Raw genomic sequence first — 25,786 nt, 5'->3', positions numbered from 1 at the left:
TCACACATGTCAATGCAGACACCCAAAGAAATCGGCAGCATTCAGTTCGGGTTGATGGACCCGGAGACGTACCGAGACATGTCCGCGACGAAGGTCATCACCGCGGACACCTACGACGACGACGGCTACCCAATCGACATGGGTCTCATGGACCCGCGTCTGGGCGTCATCGACCCCGGTCTGCAGTGCCGCACCTGCGGCCAGCACTCCGGGTCGTGTAACGGGCACTTCGGCCACATCGAACTGGCCGCGCCCGTCATCCACGTCGGCTTCACGAAACTCATCCGCCGACTCCTCCGTTCGACCTGTCGTGAGTGTGGTCGCCTCTCGCTCACGCAGGAAGAAGCAGACGAGTACCGCGACAACCTCAAGCGGACGAAGGAACTCGGCGACGACTGGAGTGACGTGATGAAGGCGGCAGTCCGGCAGGCCCGCAAGGCCCACCGCTGTCCCCACTGTGGGTCGCCGCAGCACGACATCAAACACGAGAAGCCGACGACCTACTACGAGGTCCAGAACGTGCTCGCCGGGGACTTCTCCGAGCGCATCGCCTCCGCGATGCAACCCGACCCCGACGACGAGGACGACGAGGGCATCTCGCCGGTCGACCTCGCGGAGAAAGCAGACCTCCCCGCCGACCGAATCAACGAGGTGCTCGCCGGTGAGTTCCGCCCCGTCGGCGACGACCGCAAGGCGCTGGAGAAGGCGCTCGGCGTCGACCTGACCGAAGAGGACATGAACAAACTGATGCCCTCGGACATCCGCGACTGGTTCGAGGACATCCCGGACGAAGACCTCATCACGCTCGGTATCGACCCCGACCGGTCGCGCCCCGAGTGGATGATTCTCACTGTGCTTCCGGTCCCGCCGGTAACCGCACGGCCGTCGATTACGCTGGACAACGGTCAGCGCTCCGAAGACGACCTGACCCACAAACTCGTCGACATCATCCGCATCAACCAGCGGTTCATGGAGAACCGTGAGGCCGGTGCGCCGCAGTTGATTATCGAGGACTTGTGGGAACTGCTCCAGTACCACGTCACCACGTTCATCGACAACGAGATTTCGGGGACGCCGCCGGCACGCCACCGTTCCGGCCGCCCGCTCAAGACGCTCAGTCAGCGTCTGAAAGGCAAGGAAGGTCGCTTCCGTGGCTCGCTGTCCGGGAAGCGTGTCAACTTCTCCGCGCGTACCGTCATCTCGCCGGACCCGACGCTCTCTCTCAACGAAGTCGGTGTGCCGGACCGCGTCGCAGCAGAGATGACCCAGACGATGAACGTCACCGAGCGGAACATCGAGGAGGCCCAGCAGTACGTCCGCAACGGCCCCGAGAAACACCCCGGTGCGAACTACGTTCGACGTCCCGACGGCCGTCGCCTGAAGGTGACCGAGAAGAACTGCGAAGAGCTCGCAGAGAAGGTCGAACTCGGCTGGGAAGTCAACCGACACCTCGTCGATGGCGACATCGTCATCTTCAACCGACAGCCATCGCTGCACCGGATGTCCATCATGGCGCACGAAGTCGTCGTGATGCCGTACAAGACGTTCCGCCTGAACACCGTCGTCTGCCCACCGTACAACGCAGACTTCGACGGCGACGAGATGAACATGCACGCCCTCCAGAACGAGGAGGCCCGTGCCGAGGCACGCGTCCTCATGCGTGTCCAAGAGCAGATTCTCTCGCCGCGCTTCGGTGAGAACATCATCGGTGCCATCCAGGACCACATCTCGGGAACGTATCTCCTCACGCACGACAACCCGCACTTCGTCGAGACGCAGGCGCTCGACCTGCTTCGTGCGACGCGCGTGGACACGCTCCCCGAACCCGCAGGCGAAGACGAAAACGGCAAGCCCTACTGGACCGGCCAGCAGATCTTCTCCGAACTCCTGCCCGACGACCTCGACATGGAGTTCACCTCGAAAGTCGGCGACACGGTCCGTATCGAGGACGGCCAACTCGTCGAAGGGACCATCGACGAAGACGCAGTCGGTGCCTTCGGTGGCGAAATCGTCGACGTACTCGCGAAGGACTACTCGAAGACGCGCTCGCGCATCTTCATCAACGAGATTGCGTCGCTGGCGATGCGCGCCATCATGCACTTCGGTCTCTCCATCGGTATCGACGACGAGTCCATCCCGGACGAAGCGACCAAACAGGTCGACGAGGCTATCGAGAACGCCTACGAGAAAATCCAGGACCTCATCGAAATCTACGAGAACGGTGAACTCGAGTCGCTGCCAGGCCGTTCTGTAGACGAGACGCTGGAGATGAAGATTATGCAGCGCCTCGGCAAGGCACGTGACTCTGCTGGTGAAATCGCAGAAGACCACTTCGCAGAAGACAACCCGGCAGTCGTGATGTCGAAGTCCGGTGCGCGTGCGTCCATGCTCAACCTGACCCAGATGGCTGGCTGTGTCGGCCAGCAGGCAGTTCGGGGCGAGCGCATCAACCGTGGCTACGAGGGCCGTACCCTGAGCCACTACCAGCGAGGCGACCTCTCTGCCGACGCACACGGGTTCGTCGAGAACTCCTACCGCGCCGGCCTCACCCCGCGTGAGTTCTTCTTCCACGCGATGGGTGGTCGTGAGGGTCTCGTCGACACTGCAGTCCGTACGTCGAAGTCCGGATACCTGCAGCGTCGTCTCATCAACGCACTGTCCGAACTCGAAGCGCAGTACGACGGCTCTGTCCGCGACACGTCGGGCACCATCGTCCAGTTCGAGTTCGGTGAAGACGGCACGAGTCCCGTCAAGGTCTCGTCGAGTGAGGACAACCCCATCGACGTCGACGCCATCGCAGACCGCGTCGTCGACGCGGAGTTCTCCTCGGACGCCGAGAAAGAACGCTTCCTCGGCGAGCGTGCACCGCCGACCAACCTCTCCGAACACGCAGAACCGCGCGTCAGCGCCGGTGCGGAGGTAGAATCAGATGACTAAGAAAGTAGACATCTCCCAGTACGAATACGTCGACGAGGACATCGCCGACGTCGTCGAGGCGAAAGAACTGTCTCGACGCCTGAAGGACCGAATCTACCAGACCATCGAAGAGCGTGAGGGCGTCTCGAAGCAACAGGCCACCGAAATCGCACAGGCCGTCGAGAACCGCTACATCGAGACGCGCGTCGACCCGCTGGACCCCGTCGGAACCGTCTCTGCACAGTCCATCGGTGAACCGGGGACGCAGATGACGATGAACACGTTCCACTACGCGGGTGTCGCCGAAATCGACGTGACGCAGGGTCTGCCCCGCCTCATCGAACTCGTGGACGCGCGGAAGACGCCGGACACGCCGATGATGACGGTCTACCTCGAAGACGAGTACTCGACGGATCGCGACCTGGCCCACCAGGTCGTCTGGGACATCGAGTCCACGAAGATTCTCGCACTGGGTGACATCTCGACCAACGTCGCCGACATGGTCGTGCAGGTCGCTCTCGACGACGAGACGCTCCTCAAGCGGTGGCCGACCTACGACGACGAAGGCGTCGTCGCCAGCGAGATTGCCGACACTATCGAAGACGCCCTTGGCGTCAAGACCCGCCGAGAGGGGACGACCATCGAGTTCGGCCCCGAGAGTCCGAGTTACCGCCGCCTCCTCCAACTGGTCGAGGAACTGCGCGACATCGTGTTCAAGGGTATCGAGGAAGTCTCGCGCGTCGTCATCCGCAAGGAGCAGAACGACGAGACGGGCGACGAAGAGTTCGTCCTCTACACCGAAGGGTCGGCCTTCGGTGACGTGCTCTCTATCGAGGGCGTCGACGCCTCGCGGACCACCTCGAACAACATCCACGAGGTCCACAAGCAACTCGGTATCGAGGCCGCTCGCGAGGCAATCATCAACGAGACGATGAACACGCTGAAAGAACAGGGTCTCGACGACGTGAACATCCGTCACTTGATGCTCGTCGCGGACATCATGACGAACGACGGGACCATCGAGTCCATCGGTCGTCACGGTATCTCCGGGTCGAAAGACTCCGTCCTCGCCCGTGCTGCGTTCGAGGTTACGGTCAACCACCTGCTCGACGCCGCCATCCACGGCGAAGAAGACGACTTAGACGGCGTCATCGAGAACGTCATCGTCGGTAAGCCGATCGCAATCGGTACCGGTGACGTCGACCTGCGGATGGGTTCGCTCGACGTCGAAGACGCCGAGGCCAACGCGGCACCCGAACCGTCCGACGACTGACGATGAAAGTCACGCTGTCGGATACGGCACGCCGGTATATCGCCCTCTTCGAGGACGAAACTGACGCGACGGCACACGACTGCCTCGTCTTCGACGACCGGGTCGTCTTCCTCGTCACCGCGGGGGAGATGGCGACGGCTATCGGACCCGGCGGGCGGACGGTCCAGTCGGTCGAACGACGCATCGGCCGGTCGGTCGAACTCGTCGAAGACGCCGACACGCCGGAGGCGTTCGTCGCGAGTGCACTCGCGCCGGCCGCCGTCCGACACGTGACGATTTCGCGGCAGAACGACACCGTCGCCTACGTCGAAGTCGCAGAGGAAGACCGCGGCGTCGCTATCGGTGCTGGAGGAAAGACCATCGACACCGCGCGTGAACTGGCGCGTCGTCACTACGACATCGACGACATCCAGTTGACGTAAGCGACCACTCACGGGAGTTGACGTAAGTGTCCACTCACGGGAGTTGACGTAGGCCGACCGCGCCTCCCTGCCCGGAAAACGGGCACACGTTTTTATCCGCCGCGCGCGGCGGGTTATTTATGTTGCCGCTTCGAGCGACAGTCGGCCCTCTCTTCGGCCAAATCGACGTCGGAGAACTCACGGTGTACGAAGACGCTGCCGGTGCTGCTGCAGGATTCGTCGTCGGAGCGCTCGTCGTCTACGTCGTTGGGCGACTCCTGTTCGTGCCGGGCGTCACGCGCGTCGTCAGTTCGCGCAACCGCAACAATCCGACCCTCGAGACGGCGACACGGACCTACACGCACGCACTCGTGGTCCTCGCGGCGGGACTCGCAGGACTCGTCGGCGCGGGATACGGGTCGTTGTTGACCGACAGTGCACTCATCATCGCGGCGGTGACGCTCGTCCTCGGTGTCGCCGGACAGGAGGTCATCGGTGCGCTCATCAGCGGACTGTTTCTCGTGGCCGACCCGGACTTCAACGTCGGTGACTGGATTGCGTGGCCTAACGGCGAAGGCGTTGTCGAGGCGGTCGATTTCCGAGTCACTCGCGTGCGCACGGTGAACAACGAGACTATCTCAGTTCCGAACACCGAACTCACGACGAACGCGCTCGTCCGCCCGTACGGGAGAGAGCGCTACCGCGTCACCGAGCAGGTCGACATCGCCTACGCCGACGACGTGGAACTCGCCCTTCGAGAGCTCGTCGAGGTGGCACGGGCCGACGACCGAGTGCTCGACGACCCGCAACCGACCTCGCGTATCATCGACTTCGCGGAGAGTTCCGTCACCCTCAAAGCCGAGTTCTGGGTCGCCTCACCGATGGACGTGAACCTCGTGGACGTGCGCTCGCAGTTCAGACGGCGTGCGAAGTTACGGTTCGACGAAGTGGACCTGACGCTTGGCCCGGCGTCCGGCCGAGAGCTCAGCGGGTCGTTGAACGTCGATTTCGAGGGCGAACGTGGCCCCACCACAGACCTCGTTGGTGAGTGACATACCCGACAGAAAAGACAACTTCTCCGGGCAGTTTAGTCCCTATTCGCACACGAGCGGCCGTCGTTTAGAACCGGCGAAACGGGTTCAGCTCCGATTAGCGACCCCTAAGGACGAATCTGAGGCAGTCTCGTCGGATTCGAAAAGGGAGGCTTAAGTAGCTCCATCTGGAACTCATGTTCACTATGGCGAACGGCAAATACGCCGCGCGCAAGCTCAAAAAAGACCGGCAGAAGCGACGCTGGTCCGACTCTGAGTACGCGCGCCGTGAGCGCGGTCTCGGCAAGAAGTCCGACCCGCTCGAGGGTGCCCCGCAGGGTCGTGGCATCGTCCTCGAGAAGGTCGGTATCGAAGCAAAGCAGCCGAACTCGGCAATCCGGAAATGTGTCCGTGTTCAGCTCATCAAGAACGGAAAGCAGGTCACCGCATTCTGTCCCGGTGACGGTGCAATCTCGTTCATCGACGAACACGACGAAGTCACTATCGCCGGTATCGGTGGCGCGAAGGGTCGCGCGATGGGTGACCTTTCGGGTGTCAACTACAAGGTCGAGAAGGTCAACGGCGTCTCGATGATCGAACTCGTCCGTGGAAACGCTGAGAAGCCGGTGCGCTAACCATGTCGGAAAGCGACTCCCCCGAACCCGACGCACCTGCGAGTAGCGAGGAAGCCAAGCAGAACGCCCTTCTGTTCGGCGTCTGGGACGTCTCCGAGATGGAGTACACCGACCCCAGCATGAGCCGCTACATCAAGGCGACGCCGATCGCCCACACGATGGGCCGACACGCCTCGAAGCAGTTCCAGAAGAGCGAAATCAGCATCGTCGAGCGCCTCATCAACCGTCTGATGCAGACGGAAGACAACACGGGCCACAAGCAGAAGACGAGCAAGATCGTCAAGGAAGCGTTCGAAATCGTCAACGAGCGCACCGAGGAGAACCCGGTTCAGGTCCTCATCCGTGCCGTCGAGAACGCAGGTCCGCGTGAGGAGACCGTCCGCCTCAAGTACGGTGGCATCTCCGTCCCGCAGGCCGTCGACGTCGCGCCCCAGCGCCGTGTCGACGAAGCGCTGAAGTTCATCGCACAGGGTACCCTCAAGGGCTCCTACAAGTCGAAGACCTCTGCCGCCGAAGCACTCGCACAGCAGCTCATCGGCGCTGCAGACTACGACGTCCAGGCGTACGCTATCTCGCAGAAAGAAGAGAAAGAGCGCGTCGCAGAAGCGGCCCGATAATCTCCCTTCTCTCTCCGTTTTTCACCCGCTCTGAGCGGCCGTGCTGTCTGTCGGGTTTGCCACTCAGTCGGCCGCGACGGTGGTTGTCTCAGTCGGCCGCGACGTTCGGCCCGACGACGTAGTTTTTCACCACGTCCACGAGCGTTCGGCGGTACTCGCTCTTCGAGGGGTCGGCCGCGAGCGTCCGGAAGTGTTCTTTGAACGTCTCCAGTGAGACCGACGGTGCGTCGTCGGCGGCGGCGTGCGCCAGGTCGTAGAGTCGGTGGTCTGGGTCGATGAGGTCGTGGCGCTCGGCCAGCGCGAGCGCGAACCCTGCGTTCACGACCGTAATCTCTGGGTCTGACCCGGTCGTGACGAGTTGCGACCCTGGCCGGCCGGATGGTCGTGGCCGGTTCGCCAGCGCGCTCGCGAGTTCAGATTCGAGGAACTGCACGAGTTTGTCCGCGGGGGCCACCGACAGCGTCAGGTCGTCGGCGTAGATATCCTTGCAGTGATTCGCAATCTGGTAGCAGTGGGCGAGTTTGCGGCGCTCGACGGTTCGCCCTGCGAGTGCCAGAAAGACGGCCTCTTCTGTAGACTGGTAGTGTGACGCGTGGCCTTCCTCGTTGCGGGCCATGTGTGAGAGTTCGTGTAGGGCGAACTCTCGGCCCATCGCGCTGGTCGCCACCTGTCGGGAGATGTTGAGGACGTGGTGGTCCTGATAGTGGGCGGCCCACGTACGGGAGTCAGGGTCGTCGCGCACGTGCACGATGACCGGGTATTCGAGGTCGAACTCAGTTTCGAACAGGTCGGCGGCGCTCAAGAACGTGTCTGCAGGTGCGCCTCCGAGCACACGGAGGTCCATTCGTATGTGTGTAATGTTATCAACCCACATGACTCTTGCGCCGGGTGGTTCGAACGTGTGGGGTGTGACTGACTCTCAGTGTATCGTGACAAAAATGCTCATACCCTGGCAGTAGGACCGCTGAAATGGGCAAATCCGCTGGGTGAAAACACTACTCTTTTGACCCTCCTGCCGGTAGACCTCTGTATAATGGGCCGACGAAAGAAAATCGTCCAGGAATGTGAGAAACTGATGGACAAGCCGGAACAGATCCGGAACATTGCCATCGCAGCTCACGTCGACCACGGGAAGACGACCCTTTCGGACAACCTCCTCGCGGGTGCCGGCATGATCTCTGACGAGACGGCTGGTCAGCAGCTCGCGATGGACACGAAAGAAGACGAACAGGAACGCGGTATCACCATCGACGCGGCAAACGTTTCGATGACCCACGAGTGGAACGACAAGAACCACCTCATCAACCTCATCGACACGCCGGGCCACGTCGACTTCGGTGGCGACGTGACGCGTGCGATGCGTGCTGTCGACGGTGCACTCGTCGTCGTCGACGCTGTCGAGGGCGCCATGCCGCAGACCGAGACGGTTCTGCGTCAGGCACTCCGCGAGGGTGTCAAGCCGGCCCTGTTCATCAACAAGGTCGACCGCCTCATCAACGAACTGCAGGAAGGTCCCGAGGAGATGCAGAAGCGTCTCGTCGACGTCATCACCGACGTCAACGAACTCATCCGCGGGATGACCGAAGAGAAGGACTACGACTGGACTGTCTCCGTCGAAGAGGGGACCGTCGCCTTCGGGTCTGCCCTCTACAAGTGGGGTGTCTCCATGCCGTCGATGGAGGAGACCGGTATCTCCTTCGGTGACATCATGGAACTCGAGCGCGCTGGCGACCGCCAGGAACTCCACGAGCGCACGCCGCTTTCGGACGTCGTCCTCGACATGGTTGCGGAGCACTTCCCCAACCCGCTGGAAGCCCAGCCCCGTCGTATCCCGACGGTCTGGCGTGGTGACTCCGAGTCCGAACTCGCGCGCCAGATGCGCGAAGTCGACGACGACGGCGAAGTCGTCTTCATGGCGACCGACATCTCGATGGACCCCCACGCGGGTGAAATCGCGACGGGTCGTCTGTTCTCCGGTACCATCCGCAAGGGTCAGGAGCTCTACGTCTCCGGTACCGCGGGCAAGAACCGCGTCCAGTCCGTCGGTGTCTTCATGGGTGGCGAGCGCGAGGAACTCGACCGTGGTGTCCCTGCAGGGAACATCGCGGCCGTCACGGGTCTCCGTGACGCCATCGCCGGTTCCACCGTCTCCTCGGTCGAGATGACGCCGTTCGAGTCCATCGAGCACATCTCCGAGCCTGTCATCACGAAGTCCGTCGAGGCAGAGCGCATGGACGACCTGCCGAAGCTCATCCAGACGCTCCAGCAGGTTGCAAAAGAAGACCCGACCATCCGCGTCGAGATTAACGAGGACACTGGTGAGCACCTGATCTCCGGTCAGGGTGAACTCCACCTCGAAGTCATCACGCAGCGTATCCGCGACAACCAGGGCATCCCGGTCCGCACCGGTGAGCCGATCGTCGTCTACCGCGAGCAGGTCCAGGGCAAGTCCCACGAAGTCGAGGGTGTCTCCCCGAACCGCCACAACAAGTTCTACATCACGGCGGAACCCCTCTCGCAGGACATCGTCGACGACATCAAACTGGGTAACATCTCGATGGACATGCCCGAACTGGAGCGCCGCGAGGCACTGCAGGAAGCCGGCATGGACAAGGACTCGTCCCAGAACGTCGAACACATCCACGGGACGAACATCCTCATCGACGACACGAAGGGTATCCAGCACCTCAACGAGACGATGGAACTCGTCATCGAGGGTCTCGAAGAGGCACTCGACGACGGTCCGCTCGCTGCGGAACCCGTCCAGGGTACGCTCCTCCGTCTCCACGACGCGAAGCTCCACGAGGACACCATCCACCGCGGTCCCGCACAGGTCATCCCTGCGACGCGTGACGCGGTCCACCGCTCGCTCATCGCGGGTCAGGTGAAGCTCCTCGAACCGATCCAGAACGTCCGCATCGACGTCGCCTCCGAGTACATGGGCTCGGCCTCCGGTGAGATTCAGGGTCGCCGTGGCCGCGTCGACGACATGTACCAAGAGGGTGACCTCATGGTCATCGAGGGTATCGCACCCGTCGAAGAGATGATCGGATTCTCCTCCGACATCCGCTCTGCGACGGAAGGTCGCGCCTCCTGGAACACGGAGAACGCAGGCTTCCGCGTGCTCTCGGACAACCTCCAGCGCGAGAAGATTATGGAGATTCGCGAGCGCAAGGGCATGAAGCTCGAGCTCTCGCAGGCTATCGACTACATCTAAGCGCACTCCGCGAACACTCTCGCGCTTTCTTTCGTTTATCGGCCATCCAGCGACTGCGCCGGCTGTTTCGTCGGCTCTCTCTTTTCGTTCCACACTCGTTCTCGCGCCGAAGCGAAACTCCCGTCTCGCCGTGTCATATGCCATCACGCGGACGGAATCGGCAAGCTGTGTCACCTGCGAAGGCTTATACGTCGTGGCCGAATCACGAACACATATGCGTAGGGGCACGTCTCCCGACTCCTGTCGCGTCGACGCGGAACCACGATGTAATGTCGCGTCGCCGACAACAACATCGGGACGGCCCACGGAGGTGGGACGATGAGCGCACAAGACGTCGAGAGCGACGCCGAAACCGAGGCCGACGCCGAGACCGACGGTGGTGGCGAGATGCCGAAACCGCACACGGTTCGCCTCGAACTCGTCGACGAACCCGGCCAACTCCTCGCGGCGCTCCAACCCATCGCAGAGAACGGAGGCAACCTCCTTTCGATATTCCACGAACGCGGCAACCTGACGCCGCGTGGCCACATTCCCGTGGAAGTCGACCTCGAATGTCCACCGGACCGCTTCGAAGGCATCGTCGACGCACTCCGCGACGCCGGTGTCAACGTCATCCGCGCCGGTGCGGAACACTTCGGCGAAGAGGTGACGCTCATCCTCGTCGGTGACCTCGTCGACTCCGACCTCTCGGATACGCTCCATCGCGTGGAGGCGTCCGCAGACGCGACGGTCAAGGACCTCTCGCTGTCCGCGCCGGACGGCACTCAAGAATCGTCCAGTGCGCGTCTCAGACTCGCTGCGCGGTCGGGCAAGACAGAAGACGCGCTCGCCGTCGTGCGCGAGATTGCTGCGGAGAAAGACTTGCACGTCGTCGAACCGCTCACGGAGGAGTCAGCATGACGCTCCGACTCGCAGTCCTCGGTGCTGGTGCGGTCGGTGGGTCGGTACTCGACCTCGCCGGCGAGTACGGCCACGAAGTCGTCGCCTACGCCGACTCGTCGTCGGCCGTCTCCGACCCCGCGGGACTCGACCCCGAGACAGTCCACGACCGGAAAGAACGCGAGGGTGTCGTCGGCGACGACGACCCCGAGGCAGTGTTCGACACGGACTACGACGTCCTCGTCGAGGCGACGCCGACGACGCTCGGCGACGCCGAACCTGGCTTCTCGCACGTCGAGCGCGCGCTGGCCGACGACCGACACGTCGTCTTGGCGAACAAAGGCCCCGTGGCCGAGCGCTACGCCGACCTGCGCGCCCTCGAAGCCGAAAGTGCGGGTCGCGTGCAGTTCGAGGCGACTGTCGGCGGTGCGATTCCCGTCCTCTCGACGATTTCGGACCTCGGCGCGAACCACGTGAGCGCCGCGCGCGGCGTCCTCAACGGCACTGCCAACTTCATCCTCTCGCGCATGGCCGCGGAGGGACTCGACTACGAACACGTCCTCGCAGAGGCACAGGACCTCGGCGTGGCCGAAGCGGACCCGTCGTTCGACGTCGACGGCATCGACGCCGCACTCAAGTTCGTCATCCTCGCGAACGTCCTCTCGGACGGCGACGTCGAGTACCGACTCGACGACGCGGACGTCGAAGGGATTCGGAACGTCCCCGGCACCGCGCTCGACCTCGCCGCGGAAGATGGGCGCACGGTTCGACTCATCGGTGAGGCCACCGCGGATGGGGTGCGCGTGGCTCCGCGCCTGGTCCCGCAGGGGGCCGCGCTCGCCGTCACGGGCACGCAAAACATCGTGCAACTGGAGACGACACATGCTGGTCAGTTGAACGTAAGTGGCCGTGGAGCGGGTGGTCCGGAGACTGCGACGGCGGTGCTGTCCGACGTTTCCCGACTGGAATAGTCTGATATTCGGCCCGCACGGGCCGTCTCCTGCTGTTTTGACTCGTTAGCGTTGGCGAGAGTCTCCACTGTGGTATGCTTCCGCAAATCGCAGTACGGCGCTTAGACGGCCCGTAGACCGTATCGAAATCGTTTTAGGGGTTTCAACAAAAACACTCCCCACAGAGCGCCTTAGCGCGTGAATACACCAATGAGCGACAAACCCCACCAGAATCTGGCCATCATCGGCCACGTCGACCACGGTAAGAGTACGCTCGTCGGCCGACTCCTGTTCGAGACCGGTTCCGTCCCGGAACACGTCATCGAGCAGCACCGAGAAGAGGCCGAGGAGAAAGGCAAGGGCGGATTCGAATTCGCCTACGTCATGGACAACCTCGCAGAAGAGCGCGAGCGCGGTGTAACGATCGACATCGCACACCAGGAATTCGACACTGATGAGTTCTACTTCACCATTGTCGACTGTCCCGGTCACCGCGACTTCGTCAAGAACATGATCACCGGTGCTTCGCAGGCTGACAACGCGGTTCTCGTCGTCGCCGCCGACGACGGTGTCGCACCTCAGACCCGCGAGCACGTCTTCCTCGCACGTACGCTCGGTATCGGCGAACTCATCATCGCGGTCAACAAGATGGACGTCGTCGACTACAGCGAAGACACGTACAAGGAAGTCAAAGAGCAGGTCGGCAAGCTCCTCAAGCAGGTCCGCTTCAACTCCGACGACGCGACCTACGTGCCGATCTCCGCATTCGAGGGCGACAACATCGCCGAGCGCTCCGACAACACGTCGTGGTACGATGGCGACATCCTCCTCGAAGCACTCAACAACCTGCCGGCACCGTCCCCACCGACGGACGCACCGCTGCGTCTGCCGATCCAGGACGTCTACACCATCTCCGGCATCGGTACCGTCCCTGTCGGACGTATCGAGACGGGTACCCTCAACCCCGGCGACAACGTCTCCTTCCAGCCGTCTGACGTTGGCGGCGAAGTGAAGACGGTCGAGATGCACCACGAAGAAGTCGACAGCGCGGGCCCCGGTGACAACGTCGGGTTCAACGTCCGTGGCGTCGGCAAGGACGACATCCGCCGTGGCGACGTCTGTGGCCCGGCTGACGACCCGCCGAAGGTCGCCGAGACGTTCAAGGCACAGGTCGTCGTCATGCAGCACCCCTCGGTCATCACCGCTGGCTACACGCCGGTCTTCCACGCCCACACGGCGCAGGTCGCGTGTACCATCACCGAGATCAACCAGAAGCTCGACCCCGCGTCGGGTGAGGTTGCTGAGGAGAACCCGGACTTCATCAAGTCCGGCGACGCTGCTATCGTGACCGTCCGTCCGCAGAAGCCGCTCAGCATCGAGCCGTCGTCCGAGATTGCGGAACTCGGCAGCTTCGCTGTCCGTGACATGGGTCAGACCATCGCGGCCGGCAAAGTGCTCGAAGTCAACGAGCGATAACGATGCAACAGGCACGCGTTCGGCTCGCCGGCACGAGTCCGGAAGACCTCGACGATATCTGCGACGACGTCCGCGAGATCGCGAACAAGACGGGCGTCAACCTCAGCGGGCCGATCCCGCTGCCCACGAAAACGCTCGAAGTCCCCGCCCGCAAATCGCCTGACGGCGAGGGGACGGCGACGTGGGAACACTGGGAGATGCGCGTCCACAAGCGTCTGATCGACCTCGACGCTGACGAACGCGCTCTGCGCCAGCTGATGCGCGTCCAGGTCCCTAACGACGTCAGCATCGAGATCGTCCTCGAAGACTAACCACGGTCTGTCCACCTCGGACACACCGACTGTGACGCTTCGCGTCACACTCGCGGCTGTCGAGGCGCGCGTCCGGACCGCTCTGCCCACGAGCTGGGTTCAGCGCTAAGGCGCGTGTCATCTCACTTCGATTCGATACGTCGGTCGTTTCCGACGTGTCGCTTTCGTGGAGTGGGTGACGACGACTCGCCAGCGAGCAACGACAGAATCGCCCGACAGCGGGATGCTACCGACTGTCGATGGATGGCGAAACATAGAGTATAAGTGTATCCCACGACTCCGTGGGAGTGAGGGCTCGTAGATCAGTGGCAGATCGCTTCCTTCGCAAGGAAGAGGCCCGGGGTTCAAATCCCCGCGAGTCCATTTCCTGCGGTCGTTTCACTCCCTTAGTCAATGGACTCGCTTGCCCCCGTTCACTTCGTTCACGGGGACCCCGCGAGTCCATCAACTTCTGTCGATACCACCGGTGAGCGGAGCGAACCGCGTGTATCGACTGTATTGATGTCTGTTCGAGCGGGGATTTGAGCAGCGAGCAACCCGAAGGGTTGCGAGTGAGCTCAGACCCCCCGTGGTTTGGTTCTGTGCCCCGGAGTGACCTCGCCTGTTGGTGACTCCACGAGTACCGGGGACCGATAGCCGATGAAACACGTCCTCAACCGTCCGCCACCAATTCAATAATTAGAATACAGCGGTACAGCTTCCGGTAAGCAACTATTCACTAGTCGTAGGTACGTCGGGTCGGAGCGTCGACGGTGCGGGTTTTCTGGGGGCTTGGTGGCTTCGTGGCCGCCAACAAGTCTCTTGGCGGCTTTCTATCGAACTCCCCAGGGCGTGACAGGATTGGCGTGACACATACAGAGCGCGTGTCGGTCACGATACGGCGGTTGGGTCAGGGTAGCCGGTTCGCCCAGTACGTAGTGTCAATTTATTAATGGACAGACGCTATCTTCCCTATGTCGTCCCTCCACGAATCGTCCCCTTCGAGAGGAAGTTGGAAGCGAGCCATCCTACGCGGTGGCGTTGCGAGCGTCGTGTATACTGGCCTCGTTTTTGGGTACAGCGCGCTCGCGCCCGACGTACAAATCACCGGCTCGTTCTGGCCATCTTTTGGGATTGGATTACCCTTCGCATTCGGCACGATTGGAATCCCCATCGTGTTGTGGATTCGCTATCGGATTCGAGGCCCCGCCATTCTCATGGGATTCGTTTTGCTATTCTGGCACGTCTTGATTTACGTGCCCATTCTTGGGGCTGAAGGGGGTGACGCGCCTGCGTTCGCCTTAGTACTCTTCTGGGCACCGTTCTACCTGCTCGTCTATGCGCTCCTCGCCGGAGGGGAGTATTGGCTCCGGAGACGAGAGGTCGCAACCGCAGTATCACAGACCTAATCTGCGGTGGTGAACTTGTGCTGAACTCACCCTCTGTATTCAGCACGGCTTCGAAAAATTATCAGTGTCCGAGGATTTCAACAGAGCCGTTTTAACAGAAGTTCTGTGTAGCGTAGACTGTTGTCTTCCCGTCTTCTTCGATAATATATACCCCGATGCCGATATTTTCCCACTCTGGCGTTAGAATGTTGTCTCTATGGCCGGTAGAGTTCATCCATTGATTCATCAGTCCGTTCGCCAGTTCCTTTTCGTTGGTTAGGTACCCCACGTCAATGAGATTCTCATCGTGGTAGGTCTGTGCGATGTTTTCTGACCCTGTCATGTAGGTATTCCCTCCGGCATCGACACGACACTCGTATCCAAACTTGTCGTAGCGATCTCCCATGGACTCACCACTCGGCGACGTGTGCGCGAAGTATCCTGATTCGGCCATGTCCTCACTGTGGTAACGGGCAATCTCTTGCAGCTCTAGGTCGTAATCAACTGGGCTGAGACCGCGCTCCTTCCGTTCTTTGTTTACTCGTTCCTGTATCAGTAACTCAATACGGTGTCTGTCGAGGTTCTCTGCAGAGACGTACGAAGACTCTTTTTCTGAGGGTATGACGGTGCTCTCATCGGGCAGTGGAGTTGCCTTAGATGAATTTGAATCCGTGAGAGGTGCTAGAGGGTTGTCATCGAGCAGACCAGCCGAAAATGAGGCGATAGCAAGAATAATCGAAACTGCAAATGCGATTTTTGCTATTGTCCACGTCGCAGAAACCAGTCCCCGTGTCATGTTCTTGAGACCGGTCCACAGACTATTGACATGCTGGGCTCCGTTGGGGTTACGCGCCTTCAAACGCTTAATTGAGCCATCAGAATTCACGTCAGGAGACCTCGTGGCTTTTGGTTTCTTACCCGAACCGCCAACTCGGCCAATGTCCCCTGCACGCATTTTCCTCTTTTTCCGGTTCCCTCCCCGGCTCTTTTTGAACCATTTTGTGGATTTACTCTCTTTACTCAACCCGAGACAGTTGTGTGACTCTGGGAGACGATGTGACGAGCAGTACGTTTGCCCACACCGTCGGCATGTGTACGACAGACCACCATCGCCATCACAACCGTATATTTCACATTCTCCCATACTTCGAAACCCCTGAGTTATTCTACATTTGACTAGTTGGATTAATAATACTATTCTGTGGCTCTGAACGCTGAATTACAGAGAGGAATCCTATCGTCTCGGTGAACGTTAACTGAACGGGTGCCTATCGGCGTAACTCGAGAAGGCGCAGACGACCCAATTGACGAAGAGTATCACGAACAGGCCGAGATTGTGGAGTGCGAGCTCGGTGAGTCCGGAGACACTCGGTACGCCGAAGAAAATGACAAGTAACATCGCGATTCCGAGGCCGGCCATCGTCGGTGTGAGATGCGCGCTCTGTATTCAGCACGGCCTCGAAAAACTATCATCGATTGGGGATTTCAACAGAGTCCTGATGGGCTATCTCTTCTGCTTGGCGACTGCGAAGACCCGATGATACCCAGCCAACGTCAAAACGAGCCACAACGGCAGGTCAACCGTCTGTGACAACGCCTCAATCATCGTCGAGGACCTCACCCCCATCGGGGATGTAGACGTTCTCCAGTCGGCCAATCCGTGAGCGAACTCCCCGAATATCCTCGTGAAGCGTCGCCTCCACTTCTCGGACGTACTGACCACTAGAAACAACTCAACGCGAGTCAGTAGTCTACACCGGCAGGCCGGTGATTTCAGGCATCGTCACCACCTACTCCACCACTCTCTCTTCCCCAACCTCTCCCGCCAACTCGTCCGGCAACGCCCGAACCCGAACCAGCAGTCGCCCGGTGACGTAGCCAATAAGCACAGCAACGCCAAGCAACACCGGATAGATAGCCACCAGTTCGGTCCACTGGAGGTCCACCGGAACGACGAGTCGAAGTCGCCCCGTCGCCATCGCCACCCACCCGACGTAGATGAAGTACAGCACCGAAAGCGAGGCCCCACTGCCGATGAGACTCCACGTCCCTTTGTCGAACTGGTCGAGTTCGAACTCCGCGTCGCCGACGTATCCGGCCGTCTTCATGGTGACGAACCCTGGCACGAGACAAAGAATCGTATAGATGAGGTTGATGGCCAACTGGGGAAACGTCTCGACTGCCATCTCGCCGTAAATGTCAACGTGAATTGGGTTAAGCGTTCGTTCAGGCGGAACAGAGAGTCTTCAGAACAGTCGGCTACACAATCGCAACCCGAACAAAATACCACGTTCCCTCGTATCGCACAACTTCGGGCCGAGACTCGTCGTTGAATCCGAACGGATTCTCCTCCTCCGGTCCGAACTCCACCTGCTCATCGAGCGCGTCCAGAAACACCGTCTGCCGCGACTCGGTCATATTCTCGAAGTGAACAGACCGATTGTCCGGCCACTCGGTGTACCGACTCTGATTCCCCAGTTTCGACACAGAGACGAATTCGGTCCCATAGCCGGGTGAGTCGTTGGCAGTCGTCGCCGTCGTCTCTGCAGTCGTTCCAGCGGTCGCTGTGGTCGGCTCTGCAGTCGTCATCGGGTCGTCTGGTGTGACGGCCGTCTCCGACCCACCGAGCCCGGTACACCCGGCGAGGAGAGCGACACCGAGGACGAGAAGCGTCTGCCAGTTGGAGGGCATGGATACACAACCGTTGACAAACCGACAGTAATTGTCTTGTGCGCCCGTCGGTTCACACGAACTCTCACCCACTCCCCCAAAACCTCCATACTCCCACTCCCCCACATCCCCACCATGTTCGAGACACCCTCTGCAACCCACGGCTATCTCCCCGTCGTCGCCGTCTTCTGGGTGTACGTCCTCCTCGCGCTCGGCATCACGTTCGCCCTCCGCGCAGTCGGGATGCCCAGTGAGTGGACGCTGTACGCCTTCGTGGCCGTCGCGCTCCTGCTGGTCAAACCGTTCGTGCCGCTGTTCAGACGGTACCTGCCGTAGGCGACCCACCTACGCTCGCTCTACTTCCACCGAATCGACCACTTTCACTCCGCCCTTGGCGGACTCTCTTAACACCCGACACCGAGGCCACGGGTATGGGAACAGAACAGGGCGAACCACCGTCGGACCCGACTGCCCTCTTTCGAGATGTCGTCTCGACGCTTCGCGAGACACGCCGCGGCGTCTATCAGCACCGGATGGCCCAGGCGCTCTTGCAGAAAGACGCCAACGGGTCGCGTCTCGTCGCGCTGAGCGCGGACACCGAACGAGCGGTGTTCTTCAATCCCGCGTCGCGGACGCTCGAACTGGTGCCGTTCGACCGCGAGGGAACGCACGAAGACGACGCCGAGGTGCTCTCCCGACGGTTGAGCGACCCGGCGTCGTGGGTGGAGAAACACGCCGGGACGCTGGCGTGGATTCACCCGCACTTTCGGTGGGCGTGCGGACTCGACGGCGAGTGTGTCCGACCGTGAAGAATTATACACTCGCACTGCACACACATTGCGTATGAACGACGAGGAACTCGACGAACTTCGGTCGTCACTCACGCCGTACGAGTCCAGCAACGGCGTCACCACCTACCAGAACACCGTCGCAATCGCCTGTCCAGCCTGTGAAAAGCCGTTCGACGACCTGGTGGTCTGTGAGAACGACTACAACAGTCTCGAACTGAGCATGCTGCTCGACCTCTGTGTGACCACCCACGACGACGACATCTTACTGTTCACGCACAAGCAGTAGCGGCAGGCCAGCGGACTGCGCGCGCCGATTACTCGGCGTCGGCAGCGACTCGTTCGGCGTCGATAGTCGTCTCTTCGACGAGCGTCTCCACTTCGAGGACACCGTAGACCACCCACGTCACGACCGCCGAGACGACGGCGGCCAGCAGGCCCGCGCGGAAGCCGTCTCGCCACCCACTGGTGAGCGACCCGACGAGAAACCCGACGAGAAAGGCGAAGAGGCTATCCACGACAGTCGTCTGTACTCTGTTCATACCCGTACGACGTGTCGCGAGACAAAAAGTGTAAGCGAGAAAACCAGTACGCGAGAAGTCGAATCTACTCGCGCGGTGGGAGGCCGTTGTCGTCGACGACGTCGCCGTCTTCGTCGACAGTGACGATACCGCGGTTGTTGACGGCGTACGGGTCGAGGCCGACTTCTTGGAGGAACTGCTTGTAGAGGCGCTCGGCCGTCTCGGCGTCTTTCTGGCGGTCCGACGCACGGTCACAGAGTTCCACGAGGTCTTCGGGAACGTCGTTTTCGTGGACGATCCAGTGGTTGATGAGGTCCGACAGACGGCGGATGGGCGAGGTGAAGTGCCCGTAGATGTCGAAGTTGAGCGCGTAGTGGCCGCCGAACGGGTCGTTCATGTACTTCGCGCGGGGCATGACCTTCAACACGGCGCGCTGAATCTTGTTGAGGTTTCGGGAGTTCGCGCTTTCGAGGGCGTCGTTGACGGCCTTCCGGGGTTCGTCCCACGACGTGGACTTGATGCTCACGCCGTCGAGTTCGGTAATCTCACGGAGCGCCTTGTCCCACTGGTCGGGCGTCGGCTGCGGGTGGACGCGGTACATCGCCTCGACGCCGCGACTCCACATGAGCTCGTGCGTGACGGCCTTGTTGGCCTTCAGCATGCACTCCTCGATGATGGTGTGCGCGCGGTCACGACTCGGGTTGAGGACGAGCGACCCGTCTTCTTTCCGCTGTTCGTGCAGTTGGTCTGCGAGGTCGTAGACCAGCGAGTTCTCCTCGTGAAGTGGGGCGTCCGGGTCGTCCAGGCGGTTCTCACACTGGGTGTAGGTGAGGCGTTCGTCGGAGTGGATGACGGATTTGTAGATGTCGATAGATTCGAACGAGAGCGTGTCCTTCTTGATCTCCATCTCCACGGTGTGGGCCAGTCGGTCCTCGTTCGGGACGAGCGAACAGACCGTCTCGGCGAGGGCCGGCGGGAGCATGTGAATCGTGTAGGCGGGGAGGTAGACGGTGTTGCCGCGCTTGACGGCCTCGGCCCACATCTCCGACCCAGGGTGGACGTAGTGGGTCACGTCGGCGATGTGGACCCACAGCGTGTACGTCTCTTCGTTCTCGCGGATGCTGATGGCGTCGTCGAAGTCCTGTGCGTCGACAGGGTCGGTCGTCCACGTCGTCAGGTCCCGAAGGTCCTGGCGGTGTTCCAGTTCGTCTTCTATCTCCTCGTGGACGCCCTCGGTGCGTGCGCGTGCCTCCGAGAGGACTTCCGGCGGGAATTTGTCGCGAATCTCGAACTCCTCGAACAGTTCCTCGCGCTTGTTCTGGAGGTGTCGCGCGAGTTCGGCGTCGATTTCGACCGGTCCTTGCCCTTCGGCGGTTCCGGCGTACGCCTGCGCGTCGTCTGACATGGACCCGTCTAAACGGGGCAGGGAGAAATGCGTGTCGGGGGCGCGGCGTCGATTGTCGAAAACGAAGTCACTCGTCGACCGTAGACCACCGTCGGTGGCCGCGGGCGGTCCCCGTCGAGAACTGACGACCCAACCTCAGCGTTCTCGTTCTTCGGGCGGTTCGTACCGCTCGGTGACGGCATCGACGTATCGTGCGAGGAACTCCTCTTGTGAGACGCCGTGTTCTTCGATTTCGACGAGAAGGTCTTCGAGTTCTGCGCGCGGTTGGTGACAGAGGTCGCGGTAACACTCCTTGCAGAGGTACTCGAACCGCTTGCCGTGTCGTTCCCAGCGGTTCCCCTCTTTGTCGTACTCACGCGCCGCCGACCGGAACACTGACTCACCGCACGCGATGCAGACGACCGTCTTCCGGTCCCGGTTGGTCCGGGAGCGCCACATACCGATGAGGTGTACCCACCCGTACTTATCTGTTGTTCCGAGTGCAGGTCGTTCGCTCCTGTTTCGGCCTCGGACGGGGTTCCCCTCGTGAGTGTGCTCCCGAGTCGGCGGCGTCGTTCGACGTGGAGCGGTCGATTTATCGGCCGTCGGCGTCCACGAACCGATATGAAGGTCAAGTCTCGCCACCATCTCCGCAACGACGAAATCCAGGCGGTCAAAGAGTCAGTCCAGTCGCTTCTCGGCGTCGACATCGACGGTGACGCGTTCGAGGCAGTCGAGTTCGCGGATGCCGACTACGAAGTCGTCCTCGTCGACGGTGAGCCGGCAGTCATGTACGTCGACGACGAACCCTTCCTGACGGTCAAGGGTGCGAACCAGTTCCCGCCGACGAGGAACGTCGTCACGGTCGACGCAGGTGCCGTCTCGTTCGTCTCCAGCGGTGCAGACGTCATGCGCCCCGGCATCACCGAGGCAGACGAGAGCATCCAGTCCGGCGACCTCGTCGCCATCGCAGAAGAGACCCACGGAAAGATTCTCGCAATCGGCCGCGCACTCGAAGACGGCGCGGACCTGGTTGGCGACTCCGGAAAGGTCGTCGAATCCATCCACCACGTCGGTGACGACCTGTTCGACTTCTCTGTCTAACTCACTCTGTCGCGTACTTCTCGACGGCCGCTTCGTACCCCTCTCGCGCTAGCGCGAACGTCTCGCGCAGGTCGCGCAGCGGCGTCTCCGTCGCGTCCACTCGAAGGTCGTTGTAGTACGGGTCCATCTCTCGGTCTTCGGACGAGGCGACGACGACTGCGGCGCTCTGGATTTTCAGGTCGTCGCGCTTGTCACCGCCTGCGGCGTGGCCCGCACCCAGTGCGTCGATGAGGCGCTTAGCCAAGGGTTCGTCGCGCCCGCTTGCCTCGTAGGAATCGGCCACGGCGTCGACGACGGACTCACCCGTGAGTAGGTTGCCTGCGACGGTGTAGTCGGCACCCACCCGATGGCCGGCCCACCCGTGGCAGTCGTCGCCGGTGAAGGCGAACGTCTCGTCCCCGCCCACGCCGTGGAGTTGTCGCTGCTCGCGCCCCTCGTCAGCGTTCAACAGCGCCTGCAGGGCGTCGTCGACTGCGAGGCCGTCTGCGAGGTAGTCGAGCCCTTTCCGCCCGAGTTCGACGTTCGTCACCGACTGTGTCGCTATCGCGCCGTGTTCGCTGGCGTGTGGACAGAGCGCGCCCACACTCGGCAGTCGCGTCGTCACGGCGACGCCGAAGCGGTGCTGGTCGGTCCCGTCGTCGTCGACGTACTCCTCACGAACGCAGATGCTGAAGGTCATGGGTCGAATCGAGCGCCCCACGACAAAACATCCGATGAAATCGCCTGAGAGCGGAGATAGCCGTCTCTCTCCCCGAATTATCGTCGATAAACGTATCGTGATGTCGATAGTTGTCTGACGTAAGAAATATCCCGCTCGTGACCGCTCTACATGCTATGGGTATCATGAGCAAAATTCTCGGTGGGGGTGGCTCCCGGACGACCGAGGACTACGTCGAACTCAATCTCGACGACTTCGACACCGCCCGCGGGTCGGCCGGCATCTCGGTCCACATCGCGGAAATCGGAGGCCAACAGGACGTTATCGCCATCAAAGACGCCGTCTACGATGGTGACATGGTCATCGCGGATATCACTCGGCACACGACGTCGGACAGTACGATGGAACACATCATCGACGACCTGCGCCAGGTCGCGCGCGAAGTCGACGGTGACATCGTCCAGAAAGGTGACGACCAGCTAATCATCACCCCGACGAACGTCAACGTCGCGCGTTCGAAACTCAACTCCTAACACAGTTTTTGCGACGGGAGGTGAGGAGGCAGAACAACCGGTTCGGCTGGCCCGAACCGATGGCTATTCGGTCTCCACGTCCCTAGAACTGTCCGAATGAGTAAGGACCACATCGAGGTTCGCGGTGCCGAAGAGCACAACCTCAAGGACCTCGACGTCCGCATCCCTCGCGAGACGTTCACTGTCGTCACCGGCCTGTCGGGGTCGGGCAAGTCCTCCCTCGCGTTCGACACCATCTACGCGGAGGGCCAACGCCGGTACATCGAATCGCTGTCGGCGTACGCCCGCAACTTCCTCGGTCAGATGGACAAACCGAAAGTCGAGGCTGTCGAGGGACTCTCCCCGGCAATCTCTATCGACCAGAAGAACGGGGCGAACAACCCGCGTTCGACCGTCGGGACGGTCACCGAACTCCACGACTACCTTCGCCTCCTGTACGCGCGGGTCGGGACGCAGTACGACCCCATCACGGGCGAAGAGGTCGGAGAGCAGTCCGCACAGGACATGGTCGAACAGATTCTGGAACTCCCCGCGGGGACCAAAGCGAAAGTCGTCGCGCCAGTCGTCCGCGACCAGAAAGGCGAGTTCAAAGACCTCTTTTCGGACCTCGTGGCCGACGGCTACGCCCGCGTCGAAGTCGACGGCGACGAGTACGACCTCTCGTTCGAGACGCCGGAACTCGACAAGAACTACGACCACACCATCGACGTCGTCGTCGACCGGGTGAAGGTGTCGCCCGACGCGCGCTCGCGCATCGCCGACTCCGTCGAGACGGCGCTCGAAGAGGCAGGGGGCGTCCTCAAACTCATCGTCCCCGACCCGCCGGAAGACCTCCCCTTCGCGTCGAACACGCGTTCGACGGGGTCGCTCGCGGGCGAGAGCGACGACCGACTCGTCGTCGAGTTCTCCGAAGAACTCGGCAACCCGAACTCCTCGTTCCGCTTCTCCGAAATCGAGACGCGGTCGTTCTCGTTCAACAGTCCGCACGGCGCGTGTCCGGAGTGTGAGGGGCTCGGGAAGGCAAAAGAGGTCGACCCCGACCTCATCGTCACCACTCCCTCGAAACCACTCAAGCACGTCTTCGAACCGTGGAGTTACAACCGGACCTACTACCAGCGACAGATAGACTGCGTCGCAGAACACTTCGGTGTCAGCGTGAACACGCCGTTCGAGGACCTCGACGACGAGGTCCAAGACGCCTTCCTCTTCGGAACCACCGAAGACGTGGTGTTCGAGTGGACGACGAAGAACGGCACGCGACACAAAGAACACCCATTCGAGGGCGTCGTCGGCAACCTCGAACGCCGACACATCGAGACGGACTCCGACCGGACGCGCGACCACATCGAGGAGTTCATGGCCGTCACCACCTGTCCCGACTGTAACGGGTCGCGCCTCAAAGAGCAGTCGCGACACGTCCGCGTCGGCGGGACGACGCTCCCCGAGGTCAACCGCCTGAGCATCGCCGACGCGCTCTCCCACTTCGAAGGCCTCGAAGCCGAGTTGACCGAGCGCGAACGAACCATCGCACAGGAGATTTGCAAGGAGATCCGCGCCCGTCTCGGCTTCATGACCGAAGTCGGTCTCGAATACCTCACGCTGGACCGCGAGGCCGCCACCCTCTCCGGCGGGGAGTCACAGCGTATCCGCCTCGCCACGCAGGTCGGGTCGGGTCTCGTGGGCGTCCTCTACGTCCTCGACGAACCCTCTATCGGCCTCCACCAGCGCGACAACGACAAACTGCTCAACACGCTCGAAGGCCTGCGTGACCTCGGAAACACGCTCATCGTCGTCGAACACGACGAAGAGACGATGCGCCGTGCAGACGAGATTATCGACATGGGTCCCGGCCCAGGCAAGCGCGGCGGCGAAGTCGTCGCACAGGGTGACTTCGACGACATCGTCGCGGCCGACAACTCCATCACGGCCGACTATCTCTCGGGCCGCAAAGACATCGACGTACCCGACACGCGACGCGAGGGCGAGGGCGAACTCGTCGTCCGCGGCGCACGCCAACACAACCTCAAGAACCTCGACGTGCCCATCCCACTCGGGACGTTCACGGCCATCACCGGCGTCTCCGGGTCGGGCAAGTCCACGTTGATGCACGAGATTCTCTACAAGGGACTCGCTCGCCGGATGAACGACAACACCTCTGTGGACCCTGGCGAACACGACGGCATCGACGGCTACGACGAAATCGAGACGGTCCGTCTCATCGACCAGTCGCCCATCGGCCGCACCCCACGGTCGAACCCGGCGACGTACACCGGCGTCTTCGACTACGTCCGCGAACTGTTCGCCCAGACGAAACTCTCCAAGCAGCGTGGCTACGAGAAGGGCCGCTTCTCGTTCAACGTCAAAGGTGGCCGCTGTGCCGCCTGTAAGGGGCAAGGCAACGTCAAAATCGAGATGAACTTCCTGTCGGACGTCTACGTCCCCTGTGAGGAGTGTAACGGCGCACGCTACAACGCCGAGACGCTCGACGTCCGCTACAAGGGCAAGACCATCTCGGACGTCCTCCAGATGGAAGTCGACGAAGCGCTCGAGTTCTTCGAGGCGAACTCGCAGATTCGCCGTCGTCTCCAACTGCTCCACGACGTCGGGCTTGGCTACATGCAACTCGGTCAGCCATCGACGACGCTCTCCGGTGGGGAGGCTCAGCGCGTCAAACTCGCCGAAGAACTCGGCAAGAAACAGACTGGCGACACGCTCTACTTGCTGGACGAACCGACGACCGGTCTCCACAAAGAAGACGAGCGAAAACTCATCGACGTGCTCCAGCGCCTCGTCGACAACGGCAACACCGTCCTCGTGGTCGAACACGAACTGGACCTCGTGAAGAACGCCGACCACATCATCGACTTGGGTCCCGAAGGTGGCGAACACGGCGGGAACATCGTCGCCAGCGGAACGCCCGAAGAGATTACGCAGAATCCCGACTCACACACGGGTCGGTATCTCCGCGACCACCTCCCGAAAGTGGACAAAGAGGGACCGCGTTCGGACCGCCGCAAACCGGCGAAAGTGCCGAACGACGACTGAGCACTCGGAC

The 25,786-nt window shown here is 61.5% G+C and carries 26 protein-coding genes, 1 tRNA gene and 1 pseudogene; 19 read left to right on the top strand and 9 right to left on the bottom strand.

Annotation, left to right across the window (positions count from 1 at the left end):
- Window positions 1–12: 12 nt before the first annotated feature.
- The 6 genes from GJR99_RS07620 (at window position 13) to GJR99_RS07595 (ending at window position 6,873) form a co-directional block, all read left to right on the top strand.
- Window positions 13–2,937, top strand: a complete 2,925-nt coding sequence (locus GJR99_RS07620; protein ID WP_151113910.1) for a DNA-directed RNA polymerase subunit A' — start codon at window positions 13–15, stop codon at window positions 2,935–2,937.
- A complete protein-coding gene (gene rpoA2, locus GJR99_RS07615) occupies window positions 2,930–4,189 on the top strand; it encodes a DNA-directed RNA polymerase subunit A'' (RefSeq protein WP_151110829.1) in 1,260 nt (419 codons plus the stop codon). The genes GJR99_RS07620 and rpoA2 overlap by 8 nt, the downstream gene beginning before the upstream one ends.
- Window positions 4,190–4,191: 2 nt before the next feature.
- Entirely contained in the window at window positions 4,192–4,611 is a 420-nt protein-coding gene (locus tag GJR99_RS07610; protein ID WP_151110827.1) for a NusA-like transcription termination signal-binding factor, read from the top strand.
- A gap of 119 nt (window positions 4,612–4,730) precedes the next feature.
- Entirely contained in the window at window positions 4,731–5,642 is a 912-nt protein-coding gene (locus GJR99_RS07605) for a mechanosensitive ion channel family protein (RefSeq protein WP_151110825.1), read from the top strand.
- A gap of 185 nt (window positions 5,643–5,827) precedes the next feature.
- Entirely contained in the window at window positions 5,828–6,256 is a 429-nt protein-coding gene (locus GJR99_RS07600) for a 30S ribosomal protein S12 (RefSeq protein WP_004058161.1), read from the top strand.
- A 2-nt stretch (window positions 6,257–6,258) separates the two neighbouring features.
- Window positions 6,259–6,873 carry a 30S ribosomal protein S7 gene (locus GJR99_RS07595; protein WP_151110823.1) on the top strand — a complete coding sequence of 205 codons (615 nt, stop codon included), beginning with the start codon at window positions 6,259–6,261 and terminating at the stop codon, window positions 6,871–6,873.
- A gap of 88 nt (window positions 6,874–6,961) precedes the next feature.
- Here the strand turns inward: GJR99_RS07595 and GJR99_RS07590 are convergent, their stop codons facing one another.
- On the bottom strand, window positions 6,962–7,717 hold the full coding sequence (locus tag GJR99_RS07590; RefSeq protein WP_151110821.1) for a DUF5781 family protein: 756 nt from the start codon (window positions 7,715–7,717) through the stop codon (window positions 6,962–6,964).
- Window positions 7,718–7,906: 189 nt separating this feature from the next.
- On the opposite strand from GJR99_RS07590, the gene GJR99_RS07585 reads away from it, so the two are divergent.
- From GJR99_RS07585 to GJR99_RS07555, 7 genes are all read left to right on the top strand, one after another.
- Window positions 7,907–10,090: an elongation factor EF-2 gene (locus GJR99_RS07585; protein ID WP_151110819.1), complete on the top strand. Its 2,184-nt coding sequence runs from the start codon at window positions 7,907–7,909 to the stop codon at window positions 10,088–10,090.
- Between the two features lie 318 nt (window positions 10,091–10,408).
- Window positions 10,409–10,990 carry an amino acid-binding protein gene (locus GJR99_RS07580; protein ID WP_151110817.1) on the top strand — a complete coding sequence of 194 codons (582 nt, stop codon included), beginning with the start codon at window positions 10,409–10,411 and terminating at the stop codon, window positions 10,988–10,990.
- Window positions 10,987–11,940 (top strand): homoserine dehydrogenase, encoded by a 954-nt coding sequence (locus tag GJR99_RS07575; protein WP_151110815.1) that lies wholly within the window; start codon window positions 10,987–10,989, stop codon window positions 11,938–11,940. Before GJR99_RS07580 ends, GJR99_RS07575 begins: the two co-directional genes overlap by 4 nt.
- A 189-nt stretch (window positions 11,941–12,129) precedes the next feature.
- Window positions 12,130–13,395 carry a translation elongation factor EF-1 subunit alpha gene (gene tuf / locus GJR99_RS07570; protein WP_151110813.1) on the top strand — a complete coding sequence of 422 codons (1,266 nt, stop codon included), beginning with the start codon at window positions 12,130–12,132 and terminating at the stop codon, window positions 13,393–13,395.
- A 2-nt stretch (window positions 13,396–13,397) separates the two neighbouring features.
- Complete coding sequence (gene rpsJ, locus GJR99_RS07565) at window positions 13,398–13,706, top strand: 30S ribosomal protein S10 (protein WP_004044563.1); 309 nt, start codon at window positions 13,398–13,400, stop codon at window positions 13,704–13,706.
- A 291-nt stretch (window positions 13,707–13,997) separates the two neighbouring features.
- Window positions 13,998–14,069, top strand: a tRNA-Ala gene (locus GJR99_RS07560).
- Window positions 14,070–14,941: 872 nt separating this feature from the next.
- Window positions 14,942–15,094, top strand: a complete 153-nt coding sequence (locus tag GJR99_RS07555; RefSeq protein ID WP_154325956.1) for a hypothetical protein — start codon at window positions 14,942–14,944, stop codon at window positions 15,092–15,094.
- 91 nt (window positions 15,095–15,185) lie between these two features.
- Here GJR99_RS07555 and GJR99_RS07550 read toward each other — a convergent pair whose 3' ends face one another.
- The 4 genes and pseudogenes from GJR99_RS07550 to GJR99_RS07540 form a co-directional block, all read right to left on the bottom strand.
- Window positions 15,186–15,959 carry a CAP domain-containing protein gene (locus GJR99_RS07550; RefSeq protein ID WP_225317654.1) on the bottom strand — a complete coding sequence of 258 codons (774 nt, stop codon included), beginning with the start codon at window positions 15,957–15,959 and terminating at the stop codon, window positions 15,186–15,188.
- 186 nt (window positions 15,960–16,145) lie between these two features.
- Window positions 16,146–16,217 (bottom strand): annotated as a pseudogene (locus GJR99_RS17910) (hypothetical protein); the annotation flags it as partial.
- A 646-nt stretch (window positions 16,218–16,863) separates the two neighbouring features.
- Entirely contained in the window at window positions 16,864–17,259 is a 396-nt protein-coding gene (locus GJR99_RS07545; protein ID WP_151110809.1) for a hypothetical protein, read from the bottom strand.
- A gap of 73 nt (window positions 17,260–17,332) precedes the next feature.
- On the bottom strand, window positions 17,333–17,764 hold the full coding sequence (locus GJR99_RS07540; RefSeq protein ID WP_151110807.1) for a hypothetical protein: 432 nt from the start codon (window positions 17,762–17,764) through the stop codon (window positions 17,333–17,335).
- 114 nt (window positions 17,765–17,878) lie between these two features.
- Here GJR99_RS07540 and GJR99_RS07535 point away from each other — a divergent pair, with 114 nt between their 5' ends.
- From GJR99_RS07535 to GJR99_RS07525, 3 genes are all read left to right on the top strand, one after another.
- A complete protein-coding gene (locus GJR99_RS07535; RefSeq protein ID WP_151110805.1) occupies window positions 17,879–18,079 on the top strand; it encodes a hypothetical protein in 201 nt (66 codons plus the stop codon).
- 95 nt (window positions 18,080–18,174) lie between these two features.
- On the top strand, window positions 18,175–18,552 hold the full coding sequence (locus GJR99_RS07530) for a hypothetical protein (RefSeq protein WP_151110803.1): 378 nt from the start codon (window positions 18,175–18,177) through the stop codon (window positions 18,550–18,552).
- A gap of 34 nt (window positions 18,553–18,586) precedes the next feature.
- Window positions 18,587–18,820 (top strand): DUF7385 family protein, encoded by a 234-nt coding sequence (locus GJR99_RS07525; protein ID WP_151110801.1) that lies wholly within the window; start codon window positions 18,587–18,589, stop codon window positions 18,818–18,820.
- A 28-nt stretch (window positions 18,821–18,848) separates the two neighbouring features.
- Here GJR99_RS07525 and GJR99_RS07520 read toward each other — a convergent pair whose 3' ends face one another.
- The 3 genes from GJR99_RS07520 to GJR99_RS07510 form a co-directional block, all read right to left on the bottom strand.
- A complete protein-coding gene (locus GJR99_RS07520; protein ID WP_151110799.1) occupies window positions 18,849–19,073 on the bottom strand; it encodes a hypothetical protein in 225 nt (74 codons plus the stop codon).
- Between the two features lie 64 nt (window positions 19,074–19,137).
- Complete coding sequence (locus GJR99_RS07515; protein WP_151110797.1) at window positions 19,138–20,457, bottom strand: RNB domain-containing ribonuclease; 1,320 nt, start codon at window positions 20,455–20,457, stop codon at window positions 19,138–19,140.
- A 135-nt stretch (window positions 20,458–20,592) separates the two neighbouring features.
- Entirely contained in the window at window positions 20,593–20,895 is a 303-nt protein-coding gene (locus GJR99_RS07510; protein WP_151110796.1) for a DUF7562 family protein, read from the bottom strand.
- A gap of 165 nt (window positions 20,896–21,060) precedes the next feature.
- Between GJR99_RS07510 and GJR99_RS07505 the strand changes: the two genes are divergently transcribed.
- Window positions 21,061–21,540 carry an RNA-binding protein gene (locus GJR99_RS07505; protein WP_151110794.1) on the top strand — a complete coding sequence of 160 codons (480 nt, stop codon included), beginning with the start codon at window positions 21,061–21,063 and terminating at the stop codon, window positions 21,538–21,540.
- Window position 21,541: 1 nt separating this feature from the next.
- Here the strand turns inward: GJR99_RS07505 and GJR99_RS07500 are convergent, their stop codons facing one another.
- Window positions 21,542–22,219 carry a DUF1028 domain-containing protein gene (locus GJR99_RS07500; protein WP_151110792.1) on the bottom strand — a complete coding sequence of 226 codons (678 nt, stop codon included), beginning with the start codon at window positions 22,217–22,219 and terminating at the stop codon, window positions 21,542–21,544.
- Between the two features lie 155 nt (window positions 22,220–22,374).
- Here GJR99_RS07500 and GJR99_RS07495 point away from each other — a divergent pair, with 155 nt between their 5' ends.
- On the top strand, window positions 22,375–22,731 hold the full coding sequence (locus tag GJR99_RS07495; protein WP_151110790.1) for a cell division protein SepF: 357 nt from the start codon (window positions 22,375–22,377) through the stop codon (window positions 22,729–22,731).
- Between the two features lie 96 nt (window positions 22,732–22,827).
- A complete protein-coding gene (gene uvrA, locus GJR99_RS07490) occupies window positions 22,828–25,776 on the top strand; it encodes an excinuclease ABC subunit UvrA (protein WP_151110788.1) in 2,949 nt (982 codons plus the stop codon).
- Window positions 25,777–25,786: the final 10 nt, after the last annotated feature.

Origin of the sequence: Haloferax marinum, assembly GCF_009674625.1 — an archaeon.
Taxonomy (GTDB): Archaea; Halobacteriota; Halobacteria; order Halobacteriales; family Haloferacaceae; genus Haloferax; species Haloferax marinum.
This window is presented reverse-complemented; position numbering and strand designations above follow the sequence as displayed.